18 protein-coding genes and 1 pseudogene are annotated in these 20,686 nt (G+C 70.7%); 10 read left to right on the top strand and 9 right to left on the bottom strand.

Annotated elements, in window-relative coordinates; translation table 11 throughout:
- Positions 1–23 precede the first annotated feature (23 nt).
- Positions 24–230: pseudogene (locus QSK25_RS04820) on the bottom strand (serine hydroxymethyltransferase); the annotation flags it as partial.
- A gap of 459 nt (positions 231–689) precedes the next feature.
- A complete protein-coding gene (locus QSK25_RS04815; RefSeq protein WP_285633502.1) occupies positions 690–1,472 on the bottom strand; it encodes an IclR family transcriptional regulator in 783 nt (260 codons plus the stop codon).
- A gap of 163 nt (positions 1,473–1,635) precedes the next feature.
- Here QSK25_RS04815 and QSK25_RS04810 point away from each other — a divergent pair, with 163 nt between their 5' ends.
- Positions 1,636–1,953, top strand: a complete 318-nt coding sequence (locus tag QSK25_RS04810; protein WP_285633499.1) for a bifunctional 3-phenylpropionate/cinnamic acid dioxygenase ferredoxin subunit — start codon at positions 1,636–1,638, stop codon at positions 1,951–1,953.
- A gap of 3 nt (positions 1,954–1,956) precedes the next feature.
- Here the strand turns inward: QSK25_RS04810 and QSK25_RS04805 are convergent, their stop codons facing one another.
- Positions 1,957–2,715, bottom strand: a complete 759-nt coding sequence (locus QSK25_RS04805) for an SDR family oxidoreductase (protein ID WP_285633496.1) — start codon at positions 2,713–2,715, stop codon at positions 1,957–1,959.
- Positions 2,716–2,776: 61 nt separating this feature from the next.
- On the opposite strand from QSK25_RS04805, the gene QSK25_RS04800 reads away from it, so the two are divergent.
- A complete protein-coding gene (locus QSK25_RS04800; RefSeq protein WP_285633493.1) occupies positions 2,777–4,015 on the top strand; it encodes an MFS transporter in 1,239 nt (412 codons plus the stop codon).
- A gap of 5 nt (positions 4,016–4,020) precedes the next feature.
- On the top strand, positions 4,021–4,629 hold the full coding sequence (locus tag QSK25_RS04795) for a TetR/AcrR family transcriptional regulator (RefSeq protein ID WP_285633490.1): 609 nt from the start codon (positions 4,021–4,023) through the stop codon (positions 4,627–4,629).
- Here QSK25_RS04795 and QSK25_RS04790 read toward each other — a convergent pair.
- Positions 4,626–4,802 (bottom strand): hypothetical protein, encoded by a 177-nt coding sequence (locus QSK25_RS04790; RefSeq protein ID WP_285633487.1) that lies wholly within the window; start codon positions 4,800–4,802, stop codon positions 4,626–4,628. The genes QSK25_RS04795 and QSK25_RS04790 overlap by 4 nt on opposite strands.
- 58 nt (positions 4,803–4,860) lie before the next feature.
- On the opposite strand from QSK25_RS04790, the gene QSK25_RS04785 reads away from it, so the two are divergent.
- The gene (locus QSK25_RS04785; RefSeq protein ID WP_285633484.1) at positions 4,861–6,072 is read left to right on the top strand and encodes a sensor histidine kinase; all 1,212 of its coding nucleotides are present in this window, start codon (positions 4,861–4,863) and stop codon (positions 6,070–6,072) included.
- 4 nt (positions 6,073–6,076) lie between these two features.
- Positions 6,077–6,739 carry a response regulator gene (locus QSK25_RS04780; RefSeq protein ID WP_285633481.1) on the top strand — a complete coding sequence of 221 codons (663 nt, stop codon included), beginning with the start codon at positions 6,077–6,079 and terminating at the stop codon, positions 6,737–6,739.
- Between the two features lie 46 nt (positions 6,740–6,785).
- Here QSK25_RS04780 and QSK25_RS04775 read toward each other — a convergent pair whose 3' ends face one another.
- Entirely contained in the window at positions 6,786–9,677 is a 2,892-nt protein-coding gene (locus QSK25_RS04775) for an ATP-binding protein (protein ID WP_285633478.1), read from the bottom strand.
- Between the two features lie 133 nt (positions 9,678–9,810).
- Between QSK25_RS04775 and QSK25_RS04770 the strand changes: the two genes are divergently transcribed.
- Positions 9,811–11,373, top strand: a complete 1,563-nt coding sequence (locus QSK25_RS04770; RefSeq protein ID WP_285633475.1) for a S8 family peptidase — start codon at positions 9,811–9,813, stop codon at positions 11,371–11,373.
- Positions 11,374–11,393: 20 nt separating this feature from the next.
- Positions 11,394–12,932, top strand: coding sequence for a S8 family peptidase (locus tag QSK25_RS04765; protein WP_285633471.1), 1,539 nt, complete (start codon positions 11,394–11,396; stop codon positions 12,930–12,932).
- A gap of 73 nt (positions 12,933–13,005) precedes the next feature.
- Here QSK25_RS04765 and QSK25_RS04760 read toward each other — a convergent pair whose 3' ends face one another.
- Complete coding sequence (locus QSK25_RS04760; protein ID WP_285633468.1) at positions 13,006–14,808, bottom strand: trypsin-like serine protease; 1,803 nt, start codon at positions 14,806–14,808, stop codon at positions 13,006–13,008.
- 135 nt (positions 14,809–14,943) lie between these two features.
- Positions 14,944–16,464, bottom strand: a complete 1,521-nt coding sequence (locus tag QSK25_RS04755) for an ArnT family glycosyltransferase (protein WP_285633465.1) — start codon at positions 16,462–16,464, stop codon at positions 14,944–14,946.
- A gap of 200 nt (positions 16,465–16,664) precedes the next feature.
- Here QSK25_RS04755 and QSK25_RS04750 point away from each other — a divergent pair, with 200 nt between their 5' ends.
- Genes QSK25_RS04750 through dinB form a run of 3 tightly spaced genes read left to right on the top strand, consistent with a single transcriptional unit; the run spans position 16,665 to position 20,190 of the window.
- Positions 16,665–17,990, top strand: coding sequence for an MFS transporter (locus QSK25_RS04750; RefSeq protein ID WP_285633462.1), 1,326 nt, complete (start codon positions 16,665–16,667; stop codon positions 17,988–17,990).
- Positions 17,991–17,999: 9 nt separating this feature from the next.
- On the top strand, positions 18,000–18,962 hold the full coding sequence (locus tag QSK25_RS04745) for a serine hydrolase domain-containing protein (protein ID WP_285633459.1): 963 nt from the start codon (positions 18,000–18,002) through the stop codon (positions 18,960–18,962).
- Positions 18,963–18,999: 37 nt separating this feature from the next.
- Positions 19,000–20,190, top strand: coding sequence for a DNA polymerase IV (gene dinB / locus QSK25_RS04740; protein WP_285633456.1), 1,191 nt, complete (start codon positions 19,000–19,002; stop codon positions 20,188–20,190).
- A 6-nt stretch (positions 20,191–20,196) separates the two neighbouring features.
- On the opposite strand, the gene QSK25_RS04735 is transcribed toward dinB, so the two are convergent.
- Together QSK25_RS04735 and QSK25_RS04730 are read right to left on the bottom strand one after the other, a co-directional pair.
- The gene (locus QSK25_RS04735; RefSeq protein ID WP_285633453.1) at positions 20,197–20,400 is read right to left on the bottom strand and encodes a cold-shock protein; all 204 of its coding nucleotides are present in this window, start codon (positions 20,398–20,400) and stop codon (positions 20,197–20,199) included.
- Positions 20,397–20,621 carry a hypothetical protein gene (locus QSK25_RS04730; RefSeq protein WP_285633450.1) on the bottom strand — a complete coding sequence of 75 codons (225 nt, stop codon included), beginning with the start codon at positions 20,619–20,621 and terminating at the stop codon, positions 20,397–20,399. The genes QSK25_RS04735 and QSK25_RS04730 overlap by 4 nt, the downstream gene beginning before the upstream one ends.
- Between the last annotated feature and the right edge of the window lie 65 nt (positions 20,622–20,686).

The raw sequence follows: 20,686 nt of genomic DNA, 5'->3' as shown, positions 1-20,686 counted from the left end.
AACGCGGGCTTGAGCGCGGCCGCGATGACGTCCACGTGCTCACAGCCGCCGTAACACCGGCGCCCCGGATACCCCTCGGCGTACTTGTTGGTCAACACCGACCCCTGCGCCTGCAACACCGCGACGGGGGCGAAGTTCTCGGAGGCGATCATCTCCAGCGTCGACTGCTGCCTCAGCAACTCGGCGCGGATCTCGGCGGCGACCTCGGGATCGAGCTCGTCGATGCCCAGATCGAGGTCTGTGGTGGTGGGAACGGAGAGTGACACGGGCCAACCCTTCCGAGCGAGTTCCGTAATACGCAACCAGGTTCGCATTATGCAACTGCAGCGCGCATCACGGTGAGACCAGCCGAAGCCGTTGTCAAGACCTGGTCGCTCGGACGGAGGCACCCAGCCCTGCCCGATCGGGCTCGGCGGGCCGTGCGGGACAAGGGAAGCGGGCACGGCCAGGGCGATGTGAGGACTCAGACGACAGGGGGCGCGGACGGCGCCAGGACACAGGCGGCGGAGGTGAGCGGAGCGCCAGGTGGCCGAGAGTTGGCAGCCGAGAGTTGGCTCGAGGAGAACGATGCCGCAGGTGAGCCGTCGGTCTTGACTGAACCGATCGGCCGATATCGGTGACGTGCCAGCACAAACCCGACCACGTACGCGTGGGATCGGGGCTCGTCAAAGTCTTTGGAACGCCACCACCTACGCCACCGCATGCCCCATCCGAGCAGACAGATCCCGAGAAGCCACCCTCAACTCCTCCACGATCTCCGGCATCCGAGCCGAGGACAACCGATAAGCCGGCCCAGCAGCACTGATAGCGGCAACGACGTCCCCACCAGAGCCGAAAACCGGCACCGCGACCGCGTGCAGCCCGGCCTCCAACTCCTCCATGCAGGTAGCGAACCCGTCCTCGGCGGTACGCCGCAAAACCCGCCGCAACCGAGAAGGATCGGTGATGGTCCGAGGCGCGCAGGCCTCCAACTCCCCGCCCAGCAACCGGTCCTGCTCAGCGGCAGAAGCCGCCGCCAGCAAGACCTTCCCCGAAGAGGTGGCGTGCAACGGCGTTCGCTGCCCCACCCAGTTCTGCGCGGCGACGGCCGACCCGCCGCGAGCCTGCGACACGTTCAAAGCGACATCACCATCGAGAACCGCGATGTTGACCGTCTCCCCGAGACGATCCGCGAGGTCGACGCACACCGGTCCGCCCACCCGCACGTAGTCGATGGGTCCGGACACGGCACCGGCGAACCGGAGCATCCCCAGCCCGATCCGGAACGGGCCGCGCTCGCCGTCCTGCTCCACCAGCTCGCGGGCCTGCAGGGTGTAGACGAGTCTGGACGCCGAGGACTTGTGCACGCCGAGTTCGGCGGCGATCTCGGTGATGCCCGCCTCGCCGTTGCGGGCCAGCAGTTCCAGGACGGTCACCGCCCGATCGACCGATTGCACGAGCGCTGGGTCGCGCCCCACCTCGTTGTTGCCCATTGCGCAACGGTATCCGATTGGCGCAACAGTGTCCGATTCCCGACCCTTGCCCACCGGGTTCTTGCACTCACTCCACCAGGTTCTTGACGGCCTTCATGATCCTGAGTCATCCTCGCTGTTGCGTATCGCACGCCTAGTTCCGTAATACGCAACGGAGGGTCTCATGATCACCGCCTGCACCGTCGAGGACCTGCCGCCGGGTGAGTCCGTGCGCGTCGAGGGCGATCCCGCCATCGCGGTCTTCAACGCCGACGGCGAGTTCTACGCGATCGACGACACGTGCACGCACCAGGACGCGTCGTTGTCCGAGGGCTGGCTGGAGGGGTGCTTCGTCGAATGTCCGTTGCACGCGGCCAGTTTCGACCTGCGCACCGGCGTGCCCACCTGCCTGCCGGCCAAGAGGGCGGTGCGCACGTACCCGGTCGTCGTGCAGGACGGCGTGATCTACGTCGACACCGGCAGCCGCGAAGCGGTCGCGTAACCCTCAGAGGCACTCCAGCATGGCGGCCGCCCGCCGTTCCAGGTGCGGCCGCACGTCGTAGCCCGTGAAGATCCACGGCGAGCGCTTCTCCATGCCCGCCAGCACCATCTCACCGACCGAGTCCACCGAGGGGCCGCTGCCGAGGAACGCCGACACGGCGGGCACCAGGTCGGCGCGCAGACCCACCTCGGCGTGCGCCGCGCGGGTGTGCAGGACGATGCCCGTGTCGACCGGGCCCGGGCACAGCACGCTCACGTCGATGCCGTGCTCCACCACGTTGAGCCGCAACGACTCCGACAGGCCGACGACCGCGAACTTCGTCGTCGCGTACAGCAGGTTCGGATCGGACACGAGGCCCGCGGCCGATGCCGTGTTGACGATGTAGCCGCAGCCGCGCGCGAGCATGCCCGGCAGGAACGTCTGCACTCCGTTGATCACGCCGTTCAGGTTCACGGCCAGCGCCACGTCCCACTTCTCGTACGTCAACGAGTCCACGGTCGAGTGCGGCACGATGCCGGCGTTGTTGAACAGCAGGTCCACCGGGCCGACCTCGGCGGCGACCAGTCCGAACGCGGCACGGTCGCGCACGTCGAGCACGAAGGTCTCGGCACCCAGCTCCGCGCCCGCCTCTCGCAGAGCCGACGACGCGACGTCGGCCAGCACCAGCCGCACCCCCCGACGGGCCAGCGCGCGGGCGATGCCCAGGCCGATCCCCCTCGCCCCGCCGGTGATGAACGCCGTCGAACCAGCCCAGTCCCGCATCCGGACCTCCTCTATGTCGAACGACCAACACTATGTTGACTAACACAGTAGCCTGCTCAGCATGCCTACGACGACAGAGATGTCACTGAAGGACGTCTTCGCCACGAGCGGGCGCGCGACCATCGGCGTGCTGGCCGGGCTGCAGGTGCTCGACAGCGTCGACGGCGTGGTGTTCGTGGTCTTCGCGCCCGAGATCCGCGCGGCGCTCGGGGTCAGCACGGCGACCATCGGGGTCGTCGGCGCGCTGGCCGGCGTGATGGTCGCGGTCGCCGCGCTGCCGCTCGGCCTGCTGGGCGACCGGCGCAGCCGCACCAGGATCGCAGGGGTGGCGACGTTCGTCTGGGCCGCCGCGGCCGCACTCCTCGGGCTCGTGCACACCCTGTGGCAGGCCGTGGCACTCCGGATCGTGGCTGGTGCGGGCAAGGCGAACGAGGGGCCGATCCAGTCGTCGTTGCTCACCGACGCCTACCCGGCGCAGGGACGCGGGCGGATCCTCGGGTTGCACCGGGCCGGGCAGCCGCTCGGCATCGTCGCCGGTCCGCTGGTGGCGGCGGCGTTCGCGACGGCGATCCCCGCGCAGCACGAACCGTGGCGGTGGGCGTTCGCGTTCCTCGCCGTGCCGGCACTCGTTCTCGGCGTTGCCGCCTACCGCCTGCCGGAGCCGCCACGCCACGCCACGCAGACGCGCGGGACGTTCCGGCGGCTCAGGAAGATCCGCACCTTCACCGGGGTGATGGTCGCGCTGGCGGCGTTCGGGGTCTCCGTCACGACCGTGCCGATCTACCTGACCGTCCTGCTCGAGGAGCAACTCGGGCAGGGAGCGGCGGCACGGGGCGTGATCACGTCGGTGTGCGCGGCCGGCGGGCTGGTCGGCGCGGCGCTCGGCGGGGTGGTGAGCGACCGGCTGTTCCGCCGTTCTCCCCCGGCCTGCCTGCACCTCGCGGCGGCGGCGTTGTCGGTGCTGGGCATCGGGTTCGCGGTGCAGGCCCACGCACCGGACGTCACGACCTACGTCGTGGTCGGCGTGCTCACCCAGGCCATGACGTTCGCGGGCATCGTGCCGCTCAGCCTGGTCGTGGCCGCGGTGACGCCGAAGGAGTTCCGGTCCACGGCGTTCGGCCTGGTCGGAGCGGTCACGGCGGTGGTCGGCGGACTCGGCGGCGCGGTGCTCACCGGCGTCGTGGAGAAGATCTCCGGCGCGCAGCACGCGGTCACCCTCGTCGCGCCCGCGGCCTGCGTCGTCGCCGGTCTGGTGCTCGTCAGGACCGCTCAGCACGTGCGGGAGGACGTCGTACGATGATCTCCGTGAACTCCCCTGGGACGCGCCGGATCGACGAGATCGGTGACGAGAGCCGCCGCCGCATCCTGGACGCCGCCGAGGAGCTCTTCGCGGAACGCGGGTTCGACCGGACGTCCTTTGTGGACATCGCGAGGCGGTCGGGCATCAGCCGCGGTTCGATTCCGTGGCACTTCAAGAACAAGGACGGCCTGGTGATGGCCGTCGTCGAACGGGCCGTCGCCCGGATCTGGCCCGCCGAGCGGTACGACGCGGTGCCGTCGCTCGCCGAGGTGTTCGGGGAGACGGCGGAGCTGCTCAGGTCCGGCAACTCCGCCCTGGTGTTCATGATCCTGGTCGAGGCGCTCGGCGAACGCGGTCTCGTGCACGACCAGTACCGCGAGTTCTTCACCCGCAGGCGGGCGGGCATCGAGGAACTGCTGCGCCTCAAGCGTCCCGAGGGCGCCGACCCCGTCCGGGCGGCCGAGCAGGAGCGCACCGCCGCGGTGGCGTTGAACGGCGCGCTCCTCGGCATCCACCTCCAGGCGCTGGTCGACCCGGAGCACGTCGACCTCGACGCCGCGCTGGTGTCGATCGCGACGATGTTCGACCGCAACCTCGCCGACGTCTGGCGCTAGCGCACCTGGCGCAGCCGCTCGAGGATCAGGTCGATGTCGGCGCTCACGAGCCTGCCCGGCGTGGCGCGCACCAACTCGCAGTTCCCGATGAAGACCGTGCTACCCCGGTAGCACGCGAAGAGTGCGCCCGCGTACGACGACTTCCGGCCGCGGCCTTGCGACCGTTCTCGCATGCTCAGTACTCGATCGGCAACTGATGTAGGTTCGACTTCCGTGGGGGCGGTGGGACGCGTGGTGTTCGCTGAGATCAGGCAGTTCCTCGTCACCGGACTCGCCACCGTCTTCGGCGTCGGCAGGCTCGAGCGCGCGCCGTCTCCGGCACCCTGGCACCACGTGCGGGTGTCGTTCACGGTCGGCGCCGCCGTGCTGGTCTTCATCCTGGACCTCGTGAACCCACCCGGCCGGTACGGCTGGGACTACCCCGTCAACGGCTGGTGGTTCACCGCGGTCGCGGCGGCGACGGTGCTGCTCACCCTGGTGCGCCCGCTGTGGGCGTGGCGGGTGGCGGTGCTGCTGCTGACCGTGACGCCGCAGATCAACTGGGGCTGGAGCGACGACTGGCTGTGGCCCTGGTCGCCCGGACTGGTCCTCGCCTCCCTCACGGTGCTGCTGACCGTCGGCCAGAACTACCGGCAGATGGTCCTGGTCTGGGTCTTCGCCGTCACCACCGGACTCGTGTGGCTGCTGTTCTGGGGCTACCTGCCGTACATGCTGATGATCTGCGCGATCATCGGCGCGCCGCTCGTGCTCGGCAACGCGATGAGGTTGCGGCGCGTCGCGGACGCCGACCGCGCGGAGCAGCGCACACGCGCCGACACGTTGGAGGAACGTGCGGTCATCGCCCGCGAACTGCACGACGTCGTGGCGCACCACATGTCCGTGCTCGCGCTACGGGCTGGGAGCGCGCGCTACCGGTTCACGGACGTGCCTCCGGATCTGGTGACCGAGTTCGACGAGATGCAGTCCACCGCGCGCGAGGGCCTCACCGAGATGCGCCGCCTGCTGGGTGTGCTGCGCAACTCAGACGGCGTGCTGGACACCGCGCCGCAGCCCCGTGTCGAGGAGATCGCCGACCTGGTCGAACGGTTGCGCGGCGCCGGGGTCTCGATCTCCCTGCAGACCGACGGGGACACCGTGCACGTGCCGGACGGCGTGGCACTGTCCGCGTACCGGATCGTGCAGGAGGCGCTGAGCAACGCCGTCCGGCACGCTCCGGGCTCCGATGTGGACGTCCGGATCACCGCGCTGGCGGCGGAACTCCGGCTGGTGGTCGCGAACAGCGCCGCCACCGAGCCCGCGGCACCGGCGGACGAACGCCCCCGGCACGGCTTGCTGGGCATGAAGGAACGGGTCACGGCGCTGCGCGGCACGTTCCGCGCGGAGACGGAAGGCAACGGGTTCGTCGTGGCGGTCACGTTGCCGCTCAACGGGAACGAGGGATGACCGGGTGGACACGAAGGTCCTGATCGTCGACGACCAGACGATGGTCCGGCAGAGCTTCCACGCCGTGCTGGACGCACAGCCGGACATCACCGTCGTGGGCGAGGCGAGCAACGGCGCCGACGCCGTGCGCGCCACGATCCGCGACCGCCCGGACGTGGTGCTGATGGACGTCCGCATGCCGATCATGGACGGCCTCGAGGCCACCAGGCTGATCCTCGGCAACCCCGACCTCGACGCCCGCGTCCTGATGCTCACGACCTTCGACATCGACGAGTACGTCTACGGCGCGCTGCGGGTCGGTGCCAGCGGGTTCCTGCTGAAGGACGCGCCACTGGACGACCTGGTCAACGCCGTGCGGGTGGTCGCGGCGGGCAACGCCCTGTTCGCCCCGGCCGTGACGCGCCGCCTGGTCGCCGAGTTCGCCGCCCGCCGCCCCGAACCGGTCGACACCGAACGCGCCGAACGGCTGACCGCGCAGGAGCTCAAGGTGCTGCGGCTGGTCGCGCGGGGCATGTCTAACACCGAGATCGCGGCCGCGCTGGTGATCGTGGAGCAGACGGCGAAGACGCACGTCAGCAGGGTGTTCGCGAAGCTCGGGGTGCGGGACCGGGCGCAGGCCATCGTCGCCGCCTACGAGATGGGCGTCGTGGTGCCGGGCGAGAACTAGGCCCTGGGCCCGCAAGTCTCGCCCGGCGAGGCTTGCAGGACAGGAACTAGGCGAGGTCCTCGGCCTGCAGTTCCGCCCGCGACGACACCCCGAGCTTGCGCAGCACCCGTGCCGCGTGCTGCTCGACGGTCCGCGGCGACAGGAACAGCACGTCCGCGATCTTGCGGTTGGTGTGCCCCGCGACCAGCAGCCGCGCGACCTCCTGCTCCCGCGGCGACAACGCGTCCCCGTACCCCCGCCGGCCACGCCGGGACGGCTTGCCGCCGCCGATGCTGCGCAGCTGGTGCCGGCACCGGGCCGCGTCGCGGGTGGCACCGAGCCCGTCGAACGTGTCCACCAGCGCGGACAGGATCTCCGCCGCCTTCTCCTGGTCGCCGGGCAGCAGGCAGGCGGCCTCGCGTTCGGCGACCAACGCCGTCAGGTACGGCGCGGGCAGCGCCGAGTACCGGTCGGCGGCCTCCCGGTACAGCTCCACGGCCTCCTGGCCACGAGCCTCCGCCAGCAGGCCGCGGCACCAGGCCAGCGCGGCGAACGCCATCGGGGCGTCGCGGCCCTCGATGCCGGCGGCGATCTCGTCGATCAGCGTCTCGGCGTCGGTCTCGCGCCCGGCCGCCAGGAAGGTCGCGACGGCGACGGGTCCGAGTTCGGTCGCCCACACCCAGACGCCCTTCGCCCGCACGATCGCGAGGCCGCGGTCCACGTCCACGCAGGCGCGGGTGATCTCGTCCTGGGCGAGCATCGTGCGGGCCAGTGCCGCGCAGCCCGCGATGGCCACCGGCGTGATCGACTCCTCGGGGGCGAACGCGCCCGTCTCGGTCAGGTAGCTGGTGGCCTCCGCCCACTCACCCCGGGCCGTCGCCAGCGACCCCAGGATCAGGCACAGCTCGCTGGCCAGCGGGAACAGGTCGCGGTACTCGTCTAGCAACGTCTCGGCGCGCTCGGCCAGGCCGTCCCAGTCGCCGGTCAGCCAGTCGAGGCGGGCCCTGGTCGCGTTGGCGGTGCTCGCGGTGAACGGCGCCCCGCACTCGGCGGCGTAGCGCAGGCCGTCGCGCAGCAGTTCGGCGCACAACCCGAAGTGGCCGGTCGTGGTCAGCGCGTCGGCGAGGTTGCAGTGCGCGCGGGCGAGTTGGCGCAGCTCACCGGACGTGGTGACGGTCGGGGCGGACCAGTTCGGCAGCACCGACGGGTCGCCCAGGTGCATCTTGGAGCCGACCTCGTTGGCGTACAGGGCCATCTTCTGCTCGAGATCGACAGCGGCGACCCGGGCCGCGGTGATCCGGTCGAGCCACGGCCGGACCTCGCTCATCGGCGTCATGCCCAGGTACGACAGCCCCAGCACGGCCTCGCCCCGCGCGGCCAGGTCGGGCCGTTCGGTCAGGTCGGCGACGGCCCGTTCGAGCTCCGACCGCGCCTCCTCGATGCCCCCGGCCTGGCGGATCAGCAGCACGCCCCGGTAGTGCCGCACCTCGCCCCTGGCCGCGGTCGACAGGCGCCGGTCGGACAGCAGCCGTTCCAGCGTCTCGGTCGGATCCAACTGGTCGAGGCCCTGGTGGGCGACCTGGCCGAGCTTGATCGCGAGCCGGTCGACGTCGGCGGCGGGCACGGCCGCGTCCGCCAGCAGCTTGTTCAGCATCGCCGTGGCGGTGCCCGCGTCGCCGATCTCCACCGCCCTGTCGGCGGCGGCCTCGCCGTACCGCAGCCACGCCGAGGTGCTCCCCGCTCGTTCGGAGTGCTCGGCGAGCTGCACCAGCGGCCTGGGTTCGACCTGGTCCAGCACCTCGACGGCCCGCCGGTGCAGCTCGGTCCGGTCGGGTCCGCTCAACGTGTCGTAGACGGCCTGCTGCGCCAGCGCGTGCCGGAAGCCGTACCGCCGCGGGCCGACCTCGTGCAGCACGTGACCCGTGAGAGCGTGCGTCAACGCGGCCGGGCTCTCGCTGATCCGCGCGACGGACCCCAGCAGCTCCAGGCCGGCCGGAGCGCCCAGCACCGCGGCGGCCTGCACCAGCCGGACGGCGGAGGACGGCAGCGCGGCCAGGCGTTCGGCGATCGCGTCGCGCAGCAGCACCGGAACGTCCACGTTGTCCAGCAACCGCCGGGCCGTGGCACCGTCCGCGTGCACCGCGCCGGCCGGATTCCGCAGCGCCCGCAACGTCTCCTCGACCACGAACGGGATACCGGCCGTGCGTTCGTGCAGCTTGGCCGCGAACTCGGCGGACACCGGCTCGCCGTCGAGGATCGCGGACGTCAGCGCCCGCACCTCGGCCACGTCCAGCGGTTCCAGTTCCAGCAACGCGCTGGTGATCCCGGTCGGCGGCCGGTACGCGGAGCCCAGCGGCACCCCGCCCGGCACGTCCTCGCGCCGGTAGGTGACCACGATGGACAGATTCGGTGGCGGGTCGCCCATCAGGAACCGCAACAGCTGCCGCGAGCCGTCGTCCGCCCAGTGCAGGTCCTCCACGACCAGCAGCACGGGCCCGAGCACGCTGAGCAGTTCCCGCAGGGCGCGGAAGAACCGGTGGCGTTCCGCGCGCGGATCACCGGTCGGCGGCGGAGGTTCCGGCAGGTAGGACGCCAGTTCCGGCAACGGCCCGGCGAGCACGCCCGCCACGGGGCTCAGCCGCGTGTGGTTGCGCGCCAGGCGTTCCGTGCAGTCGCGCAACGCCTCCAGCACCGCGCCGTACGGGAACGGCTCCCCCACCGGCTGGCAGTGGCCCATGAGGACGGCGATCGGCCCGAGGTCGGCGTCGAGCAGCTCGCGCACCAGGCGTGACTTGCCGACGCCCGCCTCGCCCTCGACCATGACCACCGCGGGCTGGCTGGGCACGGCGGCCCGCAGCGCGCCGAGCTGGTCACCTCGCCCCACCAGCACCGGCGAGCTCGTGCGCATCAGTCCCGTGGGGTCGCAACGCCGCGCCCTGGACTTCGGTGTCCGGCTCATCCGCATCGATGTTAGGTGAAAGACGGGTATCCCTACGTAGAGATATCCGGATTGTTCGCCGTTGCGCGCCGATCGATGGTGATCGGCACGTGCCGCCCATCCCTGCCGTGGCGGCCAGAACGGAGAACCCGAGATGCGACTCGATCGCACAACACGAGTGCTCGCGGCCACGGGCCTCGGCCTCGCCGTCGTGGCGGCGGTGGCCAGCCCCGTCATGGCCCAGACCGGCACGGTCCAGCAGACCGCGCAGCCCGTCGCGGGCAGCTACATCGTGGTGTTCAAGGACGGCGCCAGCGACGCCCCGACCACGAACGCGAAGGCGCTCGACCTCGCCCGCAAGCACGGCGGCAAGGTCAGCAACACCTACGTGGCGTCGGTGCGCGGCTTCGCGGTGAAGCTGGACGAGGCGGCGGCCAGGCGCCTCGCCGCCGACCCGGCCGTCGCCTACGTGCAGCAGGACGGCTGGGCGCGGATGTCCGACACCCAGGCCAACCCGTCGTGGGGCCTCGACCGGATCGACCAGGCGAACCTGCCGCTCGACCAGAAGTTCACCTACCCGAACACCGCCTCGAACGTGACCGCGTACGTCCTGGACACCGGGATCTACAAGCAGCACACCGAGTTCGAGGGCCGGGCCAAGGACGGCTACGACTTCATCGACAACGACGCGGACGCGTCGGACTGCCAGGGCCACGGCACGCACGTCGCCGGCACCGTCGGGTCGAAGACGTACGGCGTCGCCAAGAAGGTGAACCTGGTGGCGGTCCGCGTGCTCGACTGCTCGGGCAACGGCCAGTACTCGCAGATCATCAAGGGCATCGACTGGGTCGCGCAGAACGCGAAGAAGCCGGCCGTGGCGAACATGAGCCTCGGCGGCGGCGCGGACTCCACTGTGGACAACGCGGTGAAGCGCGCGATCGCGGCGGGCGTGACGTTCGGCCTGGCGGCGGGCAACAACAACGGCGACGCCTGCCAGACCTCCCCCGCCCGCGTGCCGGAGGCCATCACGGTGGCCGCCAGCGACTCGGCCGACAAGCGCTCGATCTACACCGGCGGGCAGGCCTCGAACTGGGGCTCCTGCGTCGACCTCTTCGGGCCCGGCTCGAACATCACGTCGACCCGCAACGGCGGCGGCACCACGTCCATGGGCGGCACCTCGATGGCCACCCCGCACGTCGTGGGTGCCGCCGCTCTGTACGTGTCCGCGAACCCGAACGCCACCCCTGCCCAGGTTCGCGACGCGCTGGTGAACAACGCCACGACCGGCAAGATCACCGACCTGCAGGGCTCGCCGAACAAGCTGCTCAACATCAGCTTCATCGGCGGCGGTGGCCCGGACCCCGAGCCGTGTGCCGCGGCCACCAACGGTGACGACGTGTCCATTCCGGACACCAACACCGCGGTGTCCTCGTCGGTGAGCGTCACCGGCTGCACCGGCAAGGCGTCGACCGCCACCAAGGTGAAGGTGGACATCAACCACCCGTACACCGCCGACCTCGCCATCGACCTGGTCGGACCGTCCGGCGCCACCTACAGCCTCAAGAAGGCCAAGGGCGCCACCTCGACCGGCGGCGTGCACGAGACCTTCACGGTCGACGCCTCCGCCGAGAACCGCAACGGCACGTGGAAGCTGCAGGTGACCGACGTCTGGACCTACGACGCCGGGAACATCGACACCTGGACCCTGACGTTCTGACGAGCCTGGAAGGACTTCCCATGCACCGCACCACCTGCGGGCTCGCGGTTCTGGCCCTGGCCTCCGCCGTGCTGGTGACCCCGGCACAGGCGGCCGAGGCCGACTTCGTCAGGGCCGAGAACCCGGCGGCCGGCGGCAGCTTCATCGTGTCGTTGAAACCCGGCGCCGCCGTCCAGGCGTCGTCGCAAGCTCTCACCCAGCGCTACGGCGGCACCCTCGACGCCGTGTTCTCCCACGCCATGCGCGGTTTCCAGGTCACGAACCTGACCGAGGCCGCGGCGCGGAAGCTGGCGGCGGACCCCGCCGTCAAGGCCGTCTACCAGGACGGCACCGCGAGGGCGCTGGACGTGCAGACCAACCCGACCTGGGGTCTCGACCGCGTCGACCAGGCGTCGCTGCCGCTGGACAAGAAGTTCACCTACCCCAGCGGTGGCGCGTCGAACGTGACGGTCTACATCACCGACACAGGCGTGAAGACCGGCATCGCCGACTTCGAGGGGCGGGCGTCCGTGGGCGCCGACTTCATCGAGGACGGCCAGAACGGGCAGGACTGCTCCGGTCACGGCACCCACGTGGCGGGCACGGTCGGCTCGAAGACCTGGGGCGTGGCCAAGAAGGCCAAGCTCGTCTCGGTCCGCATGCTCGGCACGAACTGCACGGGCAACGGACCGGACTCGGCCGGTGTCAAGGCCATCGAGTGGATCACGGCGAACGCGCAGAAACCGGCCGTGGTCAACGCTTCCTGGACCTTCGACACCGCGGACATCGGCAACGACGCCATCGCCGGCATGGTCGCCTCCGGCGTGCAGATGGCCGTCGCGTCGGGCAACAGCTCGACCGACGCGTGCTCGACCGGACCGGCGAAGATCTCGTCGCTGATCACGGTGAACGCCACCTCGTCCAACGACGCGCGTGCCTCGTTCTCGAACTACGGCACCTGCACGGACATCTTCGCGCCGGGTGACAACATCACCTCGCTCGGCCTGAACGGCGGCAACACGAACATGTCCGGCACGTCGATGGCCACCCCGCACGTCGCGGGGGTCGCGGCGCTGTACCTGTCGGCCAACCCGTCCGCGAGCCCGCAGGCCCTGCGCGACGCGCTGGTGAACAACGCCACCGACGGCAAGGTCACCAACCCGGGTTCCGGTTCGCCGAACAAGCTGCTGTACAGCGGTTTCATCGGCGGCGGCGATCCCAACCCGCCGCAGTGCGGTCCCGGCACGAACGGCGACGACGTGTCCATTCCGGACACGAACACCGCTGTCTCGTCGTCGGTGACGATCTCGGGCTGCACGGGCAACTCCACCGCGTCGGCCACCGTCAAGGTCGACATCAACCACACCTACACCGGCGACCTGGCGATCGACCTCGTCAGCCCGTCCGGCAAGTCCTACGTGCTGAAGAAGGCGGGCGGCGCCTCGTCCTCGGCGGGGGTCCACGAGACCTACACCGTCGACCTGTCCTCGGAGGCGCGCAACGGCACCTGGAAGCTCCAGGTGAAGGACGTCTACACCTACGACACCGGCAACATCGACACCTGGACCCTCACGGTCTAGGAGTCCGGCGAGAAGAAGAGCCCTGGAGCCACATCGACTCCAGGGCTCTTCCCCGTTCCCCCTGCCAGGGGAGTTATCGGGTGACGGTCAGCGTGAACGTCGTCGTGCCGGTCTTCCCGTCGGCGGACCTCGCCGTGATGGTGATCGGGTAGGTGCCGGGCGGGGTGGAGAAGTTGGTGAAGATCCAGACGTTGCTGCTGCCGTTCTGGCCGATCGTGGCCGGGTTGAACGACATCTGCGCACCGGCCGGGATTCCGGACGCGGTCAGCGTCAGGTTCCCGGTGCCACCGGAGGCCTTCACGATCGTCTGACCGAGCAGGCCCTGCTTCACCGTCGCGGACGACGGCGTGGCGGTCACGGTGACCTCACCGGTCGGCGGGTCGGTGCCCTCGACCGTCAACGACACCGTGGTGGTGGCCGTCTTGTTGTTCGCGTCGGTGCCGGTGACCGTGATCGTGGACGTGCCGGCGGCCGCGGTGGTGGAGACGTCGAGCGTCAGCTTGGCCGAACTGCCCGCGCCGATGGACGTCGGCTGGAACGCGGCCTTCACGCCGTTCGGCACCCCGGACGCCGAGAGGGTGATCGTCTGCCCGTCGCCGCCAGACGAGATCGTCGTGGAGACGTACTTGCCCTTGGCCGCCTTGACGCTGCTCGGCGACGCCCCGAGGGTGAAGTCGCCCGGCTGCGGGTCGCCGCCGCCGGTGACGGTCAGCGAGTACTTGGCGGACGCCGTCTTGCCGCTCGACGTCGACCCCGTGACCGTGATCTCGTAGGTGCCGTTCGGTGCCGAGGCACTGGCGTCGAACGTGACCTTGGCCGAGTTGCCGGTGGTGACCGAGGTCGGCTGGAAGACCGCCTTCACACCGCTCGGCAGGCCGGACGCGGACAGCGTGGCGTTCTCCGCGCCACCGGATCCCGCCGTGGTGGTGATGCCCGCCGACAGCGTCTTGCCCGCCGCCACCGCACCGCTGCCCGGCGCGACGCTCAGCCCGAAGTCACCGACGGGCGGCTGCTCGCCGACCTCGGTCTTGACCCAGTCGCCCATCTCGTTGTCGAGGCGGCCGTAGATCGAGTACCACTTGAAGTCCGACCGGCTCCACGACGCGACGCCGTAGATCTTGCCGTCGACGACCAGCGGGCCACCGCTGTCACCGGGCAGGATCGTGATCCGGCCGTCGTTGTAGCCGGCGCAGATCATGGTCGCCGACTTGAACCCGGCGCCGACGCCCTGGCAGACACTGTCGCCGTTGACGACCGGCAGGCTCGCCTTGTCGAGGGTGACGTCCGCCGAGGTGTCGTTGAAGTCCTTCTTGCCGTAGCCGAAGCCGACACCGGTCTTGCCCGGCGCCGCACCGCCGGAGTCCGCCGACGTGGCGAACTTCGGGTACGCGGCACCGCCCTTGAGCGCGATGTCGCGGTCCACGGTCACGACGGCGACGTCGTAGCCCTGGTCGAAGTTGACGTACTTCGGGTGCTTCTTGTAGCTGACGACGTTGACGGCGAACCCGGACCCGTTGCCGTTGTCGTAGTCCTTGAGGTCGTCGAGCCCGTAGACGAACTTCTTCTCCCCCTGGGCGTCCGCGCAGTGCGCCGCGATGAGGATCTTGCGCGGCGCCACGACCGTGCCGGTGCAGGTCTGGCCCTGCGGCCGGGTGCCCCCGGCGCGGATGCCCGCGATGATGCCGGGGAACTCGCTCACCGTGGCGTTCTGCCCACCGGCGAAGAAGGGCGAGGCGTCACCGAGGTTCGCGGGGACGGTGTCCCCCAGGTAGGTGGCGGCAGGGGCGTTCGGTGCCGCGGCGCTCGCGGTGCTGACGGGCGTCAGCACCGAGGCCGCGACCAGGGCCACGAGGCCCCATGACCGTGTTCTCGTCACGTCGGTTCCTTTCCGGATCTCAGGAACGCCCACCTCAGGGCAGGGACGGCGGCCGTTCGCTGCGATCACTGTCGGAGCCGGACACGTGCGGAACAATCAGGGACGGCATCCGTAGGGGTACGGAACTTTCACTACCTACGGACGGCGGAAGATCGTGGTGGAGTGGCCGACGACGTCGATCGGGACGCTCGTGTCCACCAGTTCGCGCAGGGCCGCGTCGGCCTTGGCGATGGCGGTGTTGGACACGACGAGCAGCCCGTGCACGTGCTCGGCCGGGACACCGCGCGGGTCGGCGGCGTCGATCCCGTAGTGCGCGGGCACGCCCGCGCCCTTGTAGACGAGCCACTTCTGCGCGTCCGGGTAGCGCTTCAGCCGTTCGGCGAGCCTGCCGAGGTCCTGGCCCCAGTCGACGTTGGAGTCGTGCAGGTGCAGGTGGGTCTTGGACGGGCCGCCGAACAGCTCGTTGGAGTACGGCAGGTAGTACGGGAACGTCCACAGTGAACTCGCGGCGGCCAGCGCGACCGCGAGCACGGCGTACCGGCGGTGCGCGACGACCGCGGCGGCGACGGCGAGGAACATCGGCACGAAGATCGCGTAGCGCACCCCGAGGTCGCGGCTGCCGGTCATGGCGACGGCGAGCATCACGCCCGCGGGTGCGAGCACGTACGCCGCCGCGGGCCGTCTGACGAGGGCCACGGCACCCGTCGCCCACAGCAGCAACGCACCCAGCGGGGTCTTCACCAGCAACGCGGCCGGCAGGTAGTACCAGCGCGACCCCTCGTAGTGCGTGCCGAACAGGTAACCGCCCCAGACGCGCTGCTCGAACCCCAGTTGGACGCGCATCCCGTCCAGGTAGGCCTGGACGAACGACACCGACGGGTCCACGGCGACGTAGGAGATCCAGACGACGGTGGTCGCGGCCAGCAGGAACCCGAGCGCGGCGCGCCAGCGGGCCTGCCACAGCACCAGGGCCAGCAGCACCGGCACGGCCGCCAGGGTGTTCATCTTCGTCGCGAGGGCGGCACCGAGCGCGAGCCCCGCGAGCGGCAGGTTCAGCGCGGGATCGGTGCGCGCCCGCCACAGCAACCAGGCCGAGGTGAGCACGAACCCGGCGGCCGGAACGTCCACAGTGGCCAGTGAGCCGTGCGCGATGACGTCGGGCGAGAACGCGTACAGGGCCAGGGCGAGCGTGCCGCCGGTCCGGCTCCCCGAGATGTCGGCGGCGAAGAAGTACACGACCAGCCCGAAGAGCAGCGTCAGCGCGATCATCGGGAGTCTGGCGGCGAGCAGCAACTCCCCGGGATCGTGTCCCGACTCGTAGAGCAGGTGCCGTCCCAGTTCGGTCTGATCACCCTGGAAGCCGGGGTCGAGGGTGACGCCGGTGAACGCGAGCCCCGCCGCCATGACCAGCTTGCCGAGCGGCGGGTGCTCGGGGTTGTAGCGCAGGCTGTGCTGCTCGGCCTGGACGACGGCGGCGCCGATGTACACGGGTTCGTCGATGGTCGGGGTCTGCTGCACCGCGGTGGTGATCATCGCGATCGCCATCTGCCCCAGCAGAACGGCCGTGACCAGCACGAACGGCCAGCGCCGAGGTGTCGCGACCCGCATTGGCGGCAGGGGCACCCCGGCGGGGCGGCTGATCGTGGCGAGCGCCAACTCCGCTCGGTCCTTTCCCGTGGGTGAGCACAACCCGGTACTTCCCGAAACGGGATGCCCGCGCGTTCGGTTGCCTGCATCGGGGCGGAACGCCCGGGAACGGCCGCCCACCCGATTCGCTACAGGTTGTCGCCCAAGCCTCTGGCGGGTTTGCGCTACACGTTGTAGCTTTACTGGCCCCCGGACCAGGGAGACCAGCCGTGACCAGTACGAACACCCGCCCCGCGATGGCGGTGCTAGCCGCGTTGGCCGTGACCATCGGCGCGCTGGAGAGCATCCCGTTCCCCGCTCTCCCGCTGCTGCAACGCGAACTCGGCCTCGACCCCGCCCAGGCGGGTCTGCTGTCCACGACGTTGATCATCACGTCGGCCATCACCATGCCGGTGGTCGCCAAGATCGCCGACGACCGCGGCGGTCGCCGGACGCTGCTCGTGCTGACCTGGTGCATCGTCGCCGGAGCGGTGCTGTCGGCGTTCGCGACGACGTTCCCGGTGATCCTGCTCGGCCAGTTCCTGCAGGGACTGGGCGGTGGCGTGCTGCCCGTGTCGTTCGTCGTGGCGCGGCAACTCTTCCCCGACTCGACACCCGTGGCGGTCGGCGTGCTGACCGGGCTGTTCACCGTGGGCACGGGACTCGGCGTGCTCGCCGCCGGACCGCTCGCCGACGCGTTGTCCCGGCAGTGGATGTTCCTGCTGCCGGCGATCGCCGTGGCGGTCGTGACGCTCCTCGCGCCGCTGTCGCTGCCCGGCCCGGCGGCGGTCCGGCGCACCCGGCTGGACTGGCAGGGCGCGGTGCTGCTGGCGCTGGCGCTGGCCACCCTCATGCTCGGGCTCTACGTGGTGACGCAGGCACTGCTCACCGCGGTGGTGCTGCTCGTGGCGGCCCTGGGGTTCGGCGCCGGGTGGGTCGCCGTCGAACGCCGGTCCGCGCATCCGTTGGTGGAACTGGGAATTCTTCACGAGCGCGGGGTCTGGACCGCGAGCGTCACGGCCGCGGCGCTCGGGGCGAGCTACTCGGCGACGTACTTCCTGGTGCCGCAACTGCTCACCGGGTTCGGCGCGACGGCGAGCGAGATCAGCCTGTACCTCTTCCCGACCGTGCTGGTCGCGGTCGTGGTCGGGCCGCTGTCCGGGGTGTTCGTACGTCGCGTGGGAACACGGGTCGCGCTGCTCGCGGGGCTCGCGCTCACCGCCGCCGGGACCTTGTTCGTGGCCGCGTGGCACGAGACGCCGTGGCAGATCGTGGTGGGACTGCTGGTGACGCTCGGACTCGGCGTCGGCACCGCGGCCACCGCCACCTACACCTCGGTGATCGCGTCGGTCGGCGAGCAGGACACCGGGGTGGCGGCGGCGACGTGCGGGATCGCGCGGGCGATCGGCGCGGCGCTGGGCGTGCAGGTCGCGGCGGCGCTGCTCACCACCGGCGGCTCGTTCCGGCTCGGCTTCCTGCTCGCGGCGGTCGTCGTGCTGGCACCGCTCGTGCTGCACCGGAAAACGAGTGGCAGCCCGGTGGCCGCGCGGGGCTAACCTGCCCGGATGTCGTGGGCACAGATCGACGAGATCGCCGCGGAGACGGACTTCTCCGGCGTGGTGCGGGTCGACCACGCCGGGGACGTCGAGTTCGAGAAGGCCTACGGGCTCGCGAACCGCGCGTACGGCGTGCCGAACACCGTCGACACGCGGTTCGGGATCGCCAGTGGCGGCAAGGGTTTCACCGCCCTGGCCGTGCTCTCACTGGTGCACGAGGGGTTGTTGTCGCTCGACACCACGGCCCGGTCGGTGCTCGGCGGCGACCTGCCGTTGATCGCCGCCGGCGTGACGGTCGAACACCTGCTCACGCACACGTCCGGCATCGGCGACTACCTCGACGAGGAAGGCGACTGGGAGGCGAACGACTACGTCATCGGCGCCGTCCACGTGCTGACGACGACCGAGGCGTTCCTGCCGCTGCTCGACGGCATCCCGACGAAGTTCGAGGCGGGTGAGCGCTTCGGCTACTGCAACGGCGGTTTCGTCGTGCTCGCGCTGCTGGCCGAACGGGTCAGCGGCCGGGCCTACCACGACCTCGTCCGCGAGCGGGTGCTCGCCCCGGCCGGCATGACCCGCACGGACTTCCTGCGTTCCGACGAACTCCCCGGCGACGCGGCCGTCGGCTACCTGGAGGACTCGGACCGCACGAACGTCTTCCACCTCCCGGTCCTGGCGAACGGCGACGGCGGCATCCACACGACCGCGGGCGACATGACGAAGTTCTGGCACGCCTTGTTCGCGGGCCCGGACGCTCCGCTCGTGACGGCGCCGCGCCACCACGTGCCGGAGGAGTCGCTGCGGTACGGGCTCGGGTTCTGGCTGCACGAGACCGGTGACGAGGTGATCCTCGCCGGGTACGACGCGGGCGCGTCGTTCAAGTCCACGCACGACCCGCGCACCGGCCGCACGGTCACCGTCCTGTCCAACACCTCCCCCGGTGCCTGGCCGATCGCCCGCGCGCTCACGTGAGCGGGCACTGTTCTGAACGGGTGACGGGTGCGAACATGTGTTCGTGAGCACCCCGATCCTGCACGCCGACCTCGACGCGTTCTACGCGTCGGTCGAGCAGCGGGACGCGCCTGAGCTGCGCGGACGCCCGGTGATCGTGGGCGGCGGGGTGGTGCTGGCCGCGAGTTACGAGGCCAAGGCGTACGGCGTGCGCACCGCGATGGGCGGGGCGAAGGCGCGCAGGCTCTGTCCACACGCGATCGTCGTGCCGCCGCGGATGTCGGCGTACTCGGCGGCGAGCAAGGCCGTCTTCGAGGTGTTCCGCGACACGACACCACTGGTCGAGGGGCTGTCGATCGACGAAGCGTTCCTCGACGTCGGTGGCCTGCGCCGGATCGCGGGCCCGCCGGAGGTGATCGCCGCACGCCTGCGGGCGGCCGTGCTGGAGCAGGCCGGCCTGCCGATCACGGTCGGGGTGGCGCGCACGAAGTTCCTCGCCAAGGTCGCGAGCGGCGTGGCGAAGCCGGACGGGCTGCTGGTCGTCCCGGCCGAGGGCGAACTGGAGTTCCTGCACCCGCTGCCGGTCGAACGGCTGTGGGGTGTCGGCGACGTGACGGCCGCCAAGCTGCACGGGCTGGGCCTGCGCACGGTCGGCGAGGTCGCCCGGCTCGGCGAGACCGCACTGGTGTCGATGCTCGGCAAGGCGACGGGCCGGCACCTGTTCGCGCTGGCGCACAACCAGGATCCGCGTCCGGTCCACACAGGACGGCGGCGCCGGTCGATCGGTTCGCAACGAGCTCTGGGCCGGCGTGACCGCACGCGTGACGACCTGGACGCCGTACTGGCGTCGTTGATCGACGGGATCTCACGCCGGTTGCGCACGGCCGAACGCGCCTGCCGGACGGTGGTCCTCCGCCTGCGGTTCGCGGACTTCTCGCGCGCGACCCGCTCGCACACGTTGCCGCAGCCCACGACCGAGACCGGCGTGCTGCTGGACGCCGCGCGGGAGTTGCTGGCCGGGGCGATGCCGATGATCGAGAGCCGCGGCATCACGTTGCTGGGCCTGTCGCTCACCAACCTGCAGGACTACACCCCGATGCAGCTCGTGCTGCCGTTCGAGGAACGCAAACCGGCCGCGCTCGACGCCGCACTGGACGTGGTGCGCGACCGGTTCGGGTCGAGGTCGGTGACGCGGGCGGCGCTGATCGGCCGCGATCCGGGGATCTCGGTGCCGCTGCTGCCCGACTGACCTACCTCAGAGCATCCGCACGGAGACCGCCTGCGGTCCCTTCGCTCCCTGGCCGACCTCGAACTCCACCAGCTGGTTGTCCGGGATGCCACCGGAGTCGTAGTCCCGCACCTCGGTGCGGTGCACGAAGAGGTCAGGCCCACCGCTTTCGGGCGCGATGAAGCCGAAACCCTTGGTTCCGTTGAACCACTTGACAGTTCCTCGAGTCACGCGCGTGCTCCTTCAGGGCCGGTGGACGCCGGCAGGTTCGCCAGGCCGAGCATGGACAGCAGGTCGAGGCAGTCGCCCGCGTCACGCGATCGTTCCGCGACGCGCCGGGCGGCCTGGCGCTGCTGGTGGAACTCGGCCCGTTCGGCCGCCTGACGCGCCTGCGCGAAACCGATCGCCGGCTGAGATCGAGGAGGAGAGAAGATCTGGCGTTCCGGCTGCAAGCCGGCGCTCCTGTCTCCGGCCGGAGAACACCGGACCGGACGGGGATCGGGAACCGCGGCGGCTG

It is taken from the genome of Lentzea sp. NBRC 102530 (assembly GCF_030269365.1).
Taxonomy (GTDB): domain Bacteria; phylum Actinomycetota; class Actinomycetes; order Mycobacteriales; family Pseudonocardiaceae; genus Lentzea.
This window is presented reverse-complemented; position numbering and strand designations above follow the sequence as displayed.

Coding starts and splice junctions, on each gene's coding strand:
- QSK25_RS04815 (WP_285633502.1), bottom strand. CDS start 1,472: ATGGGCAACAACGAGGTGGGGCGCGACCCAGCGCTCGTGCAATCGGTC.
- QSK25_RS04810 (WP_285633499.1), top strand. CDS start 1,636: ATGATCACCGCCTGCACCGTCGAGGACCTGCCGCCGGGTGAGTCCGTG.
- QSK25_RS04805 (WP_285633496.1), bottom strand. CDS start 2,715: ATGCGGGACTGGGCTGGTTCGACGGCGTTCATCACCGGCGGGGCGAGG.
- QSK25_RS04800 (WP_285633493.1), top strand. CDS start 2,777: ATGCCTACGACGACAGAGATGTCACTGAAGGACGTCTTCGCCACGAGC.
- QSK25_RS04790 (WP_285633487.1), bottom strand. CDS start 4,802: ATGCGAGAACGGTCGCAAGGCCGCGGCCGGAAGTCGTCGTACGCGGGC.
- QSK25_RS04775 (WP_285633478.1), bottom strand. CDS start 9,677: ATGAGCCGGACACCGAAGTCCAGGGCGCGGCGTTGCGACCCCACGGGA.
- QSK25_RS04770 (WP_285633475.1), top strand. CDS start 9,811: ATGCGACTCGATCGCACAACACGAGTGCTCGCGGCCACGGGCCTCGGC.
- QSK25_RS04765 (WP_285633471.1), top strand. CDS start 11,394: ATGCACCGCACCACCTGCGGGCTCGCGGTTCTGGCCCTGGCCTCCGCC.
- QSK25_RS04745 (WP_285633459.1), top strand. CDS start 18,000: ATGTCGTGGGCACAGATCGACGAGATCGCCGCGGAGACGGACTTCTCC.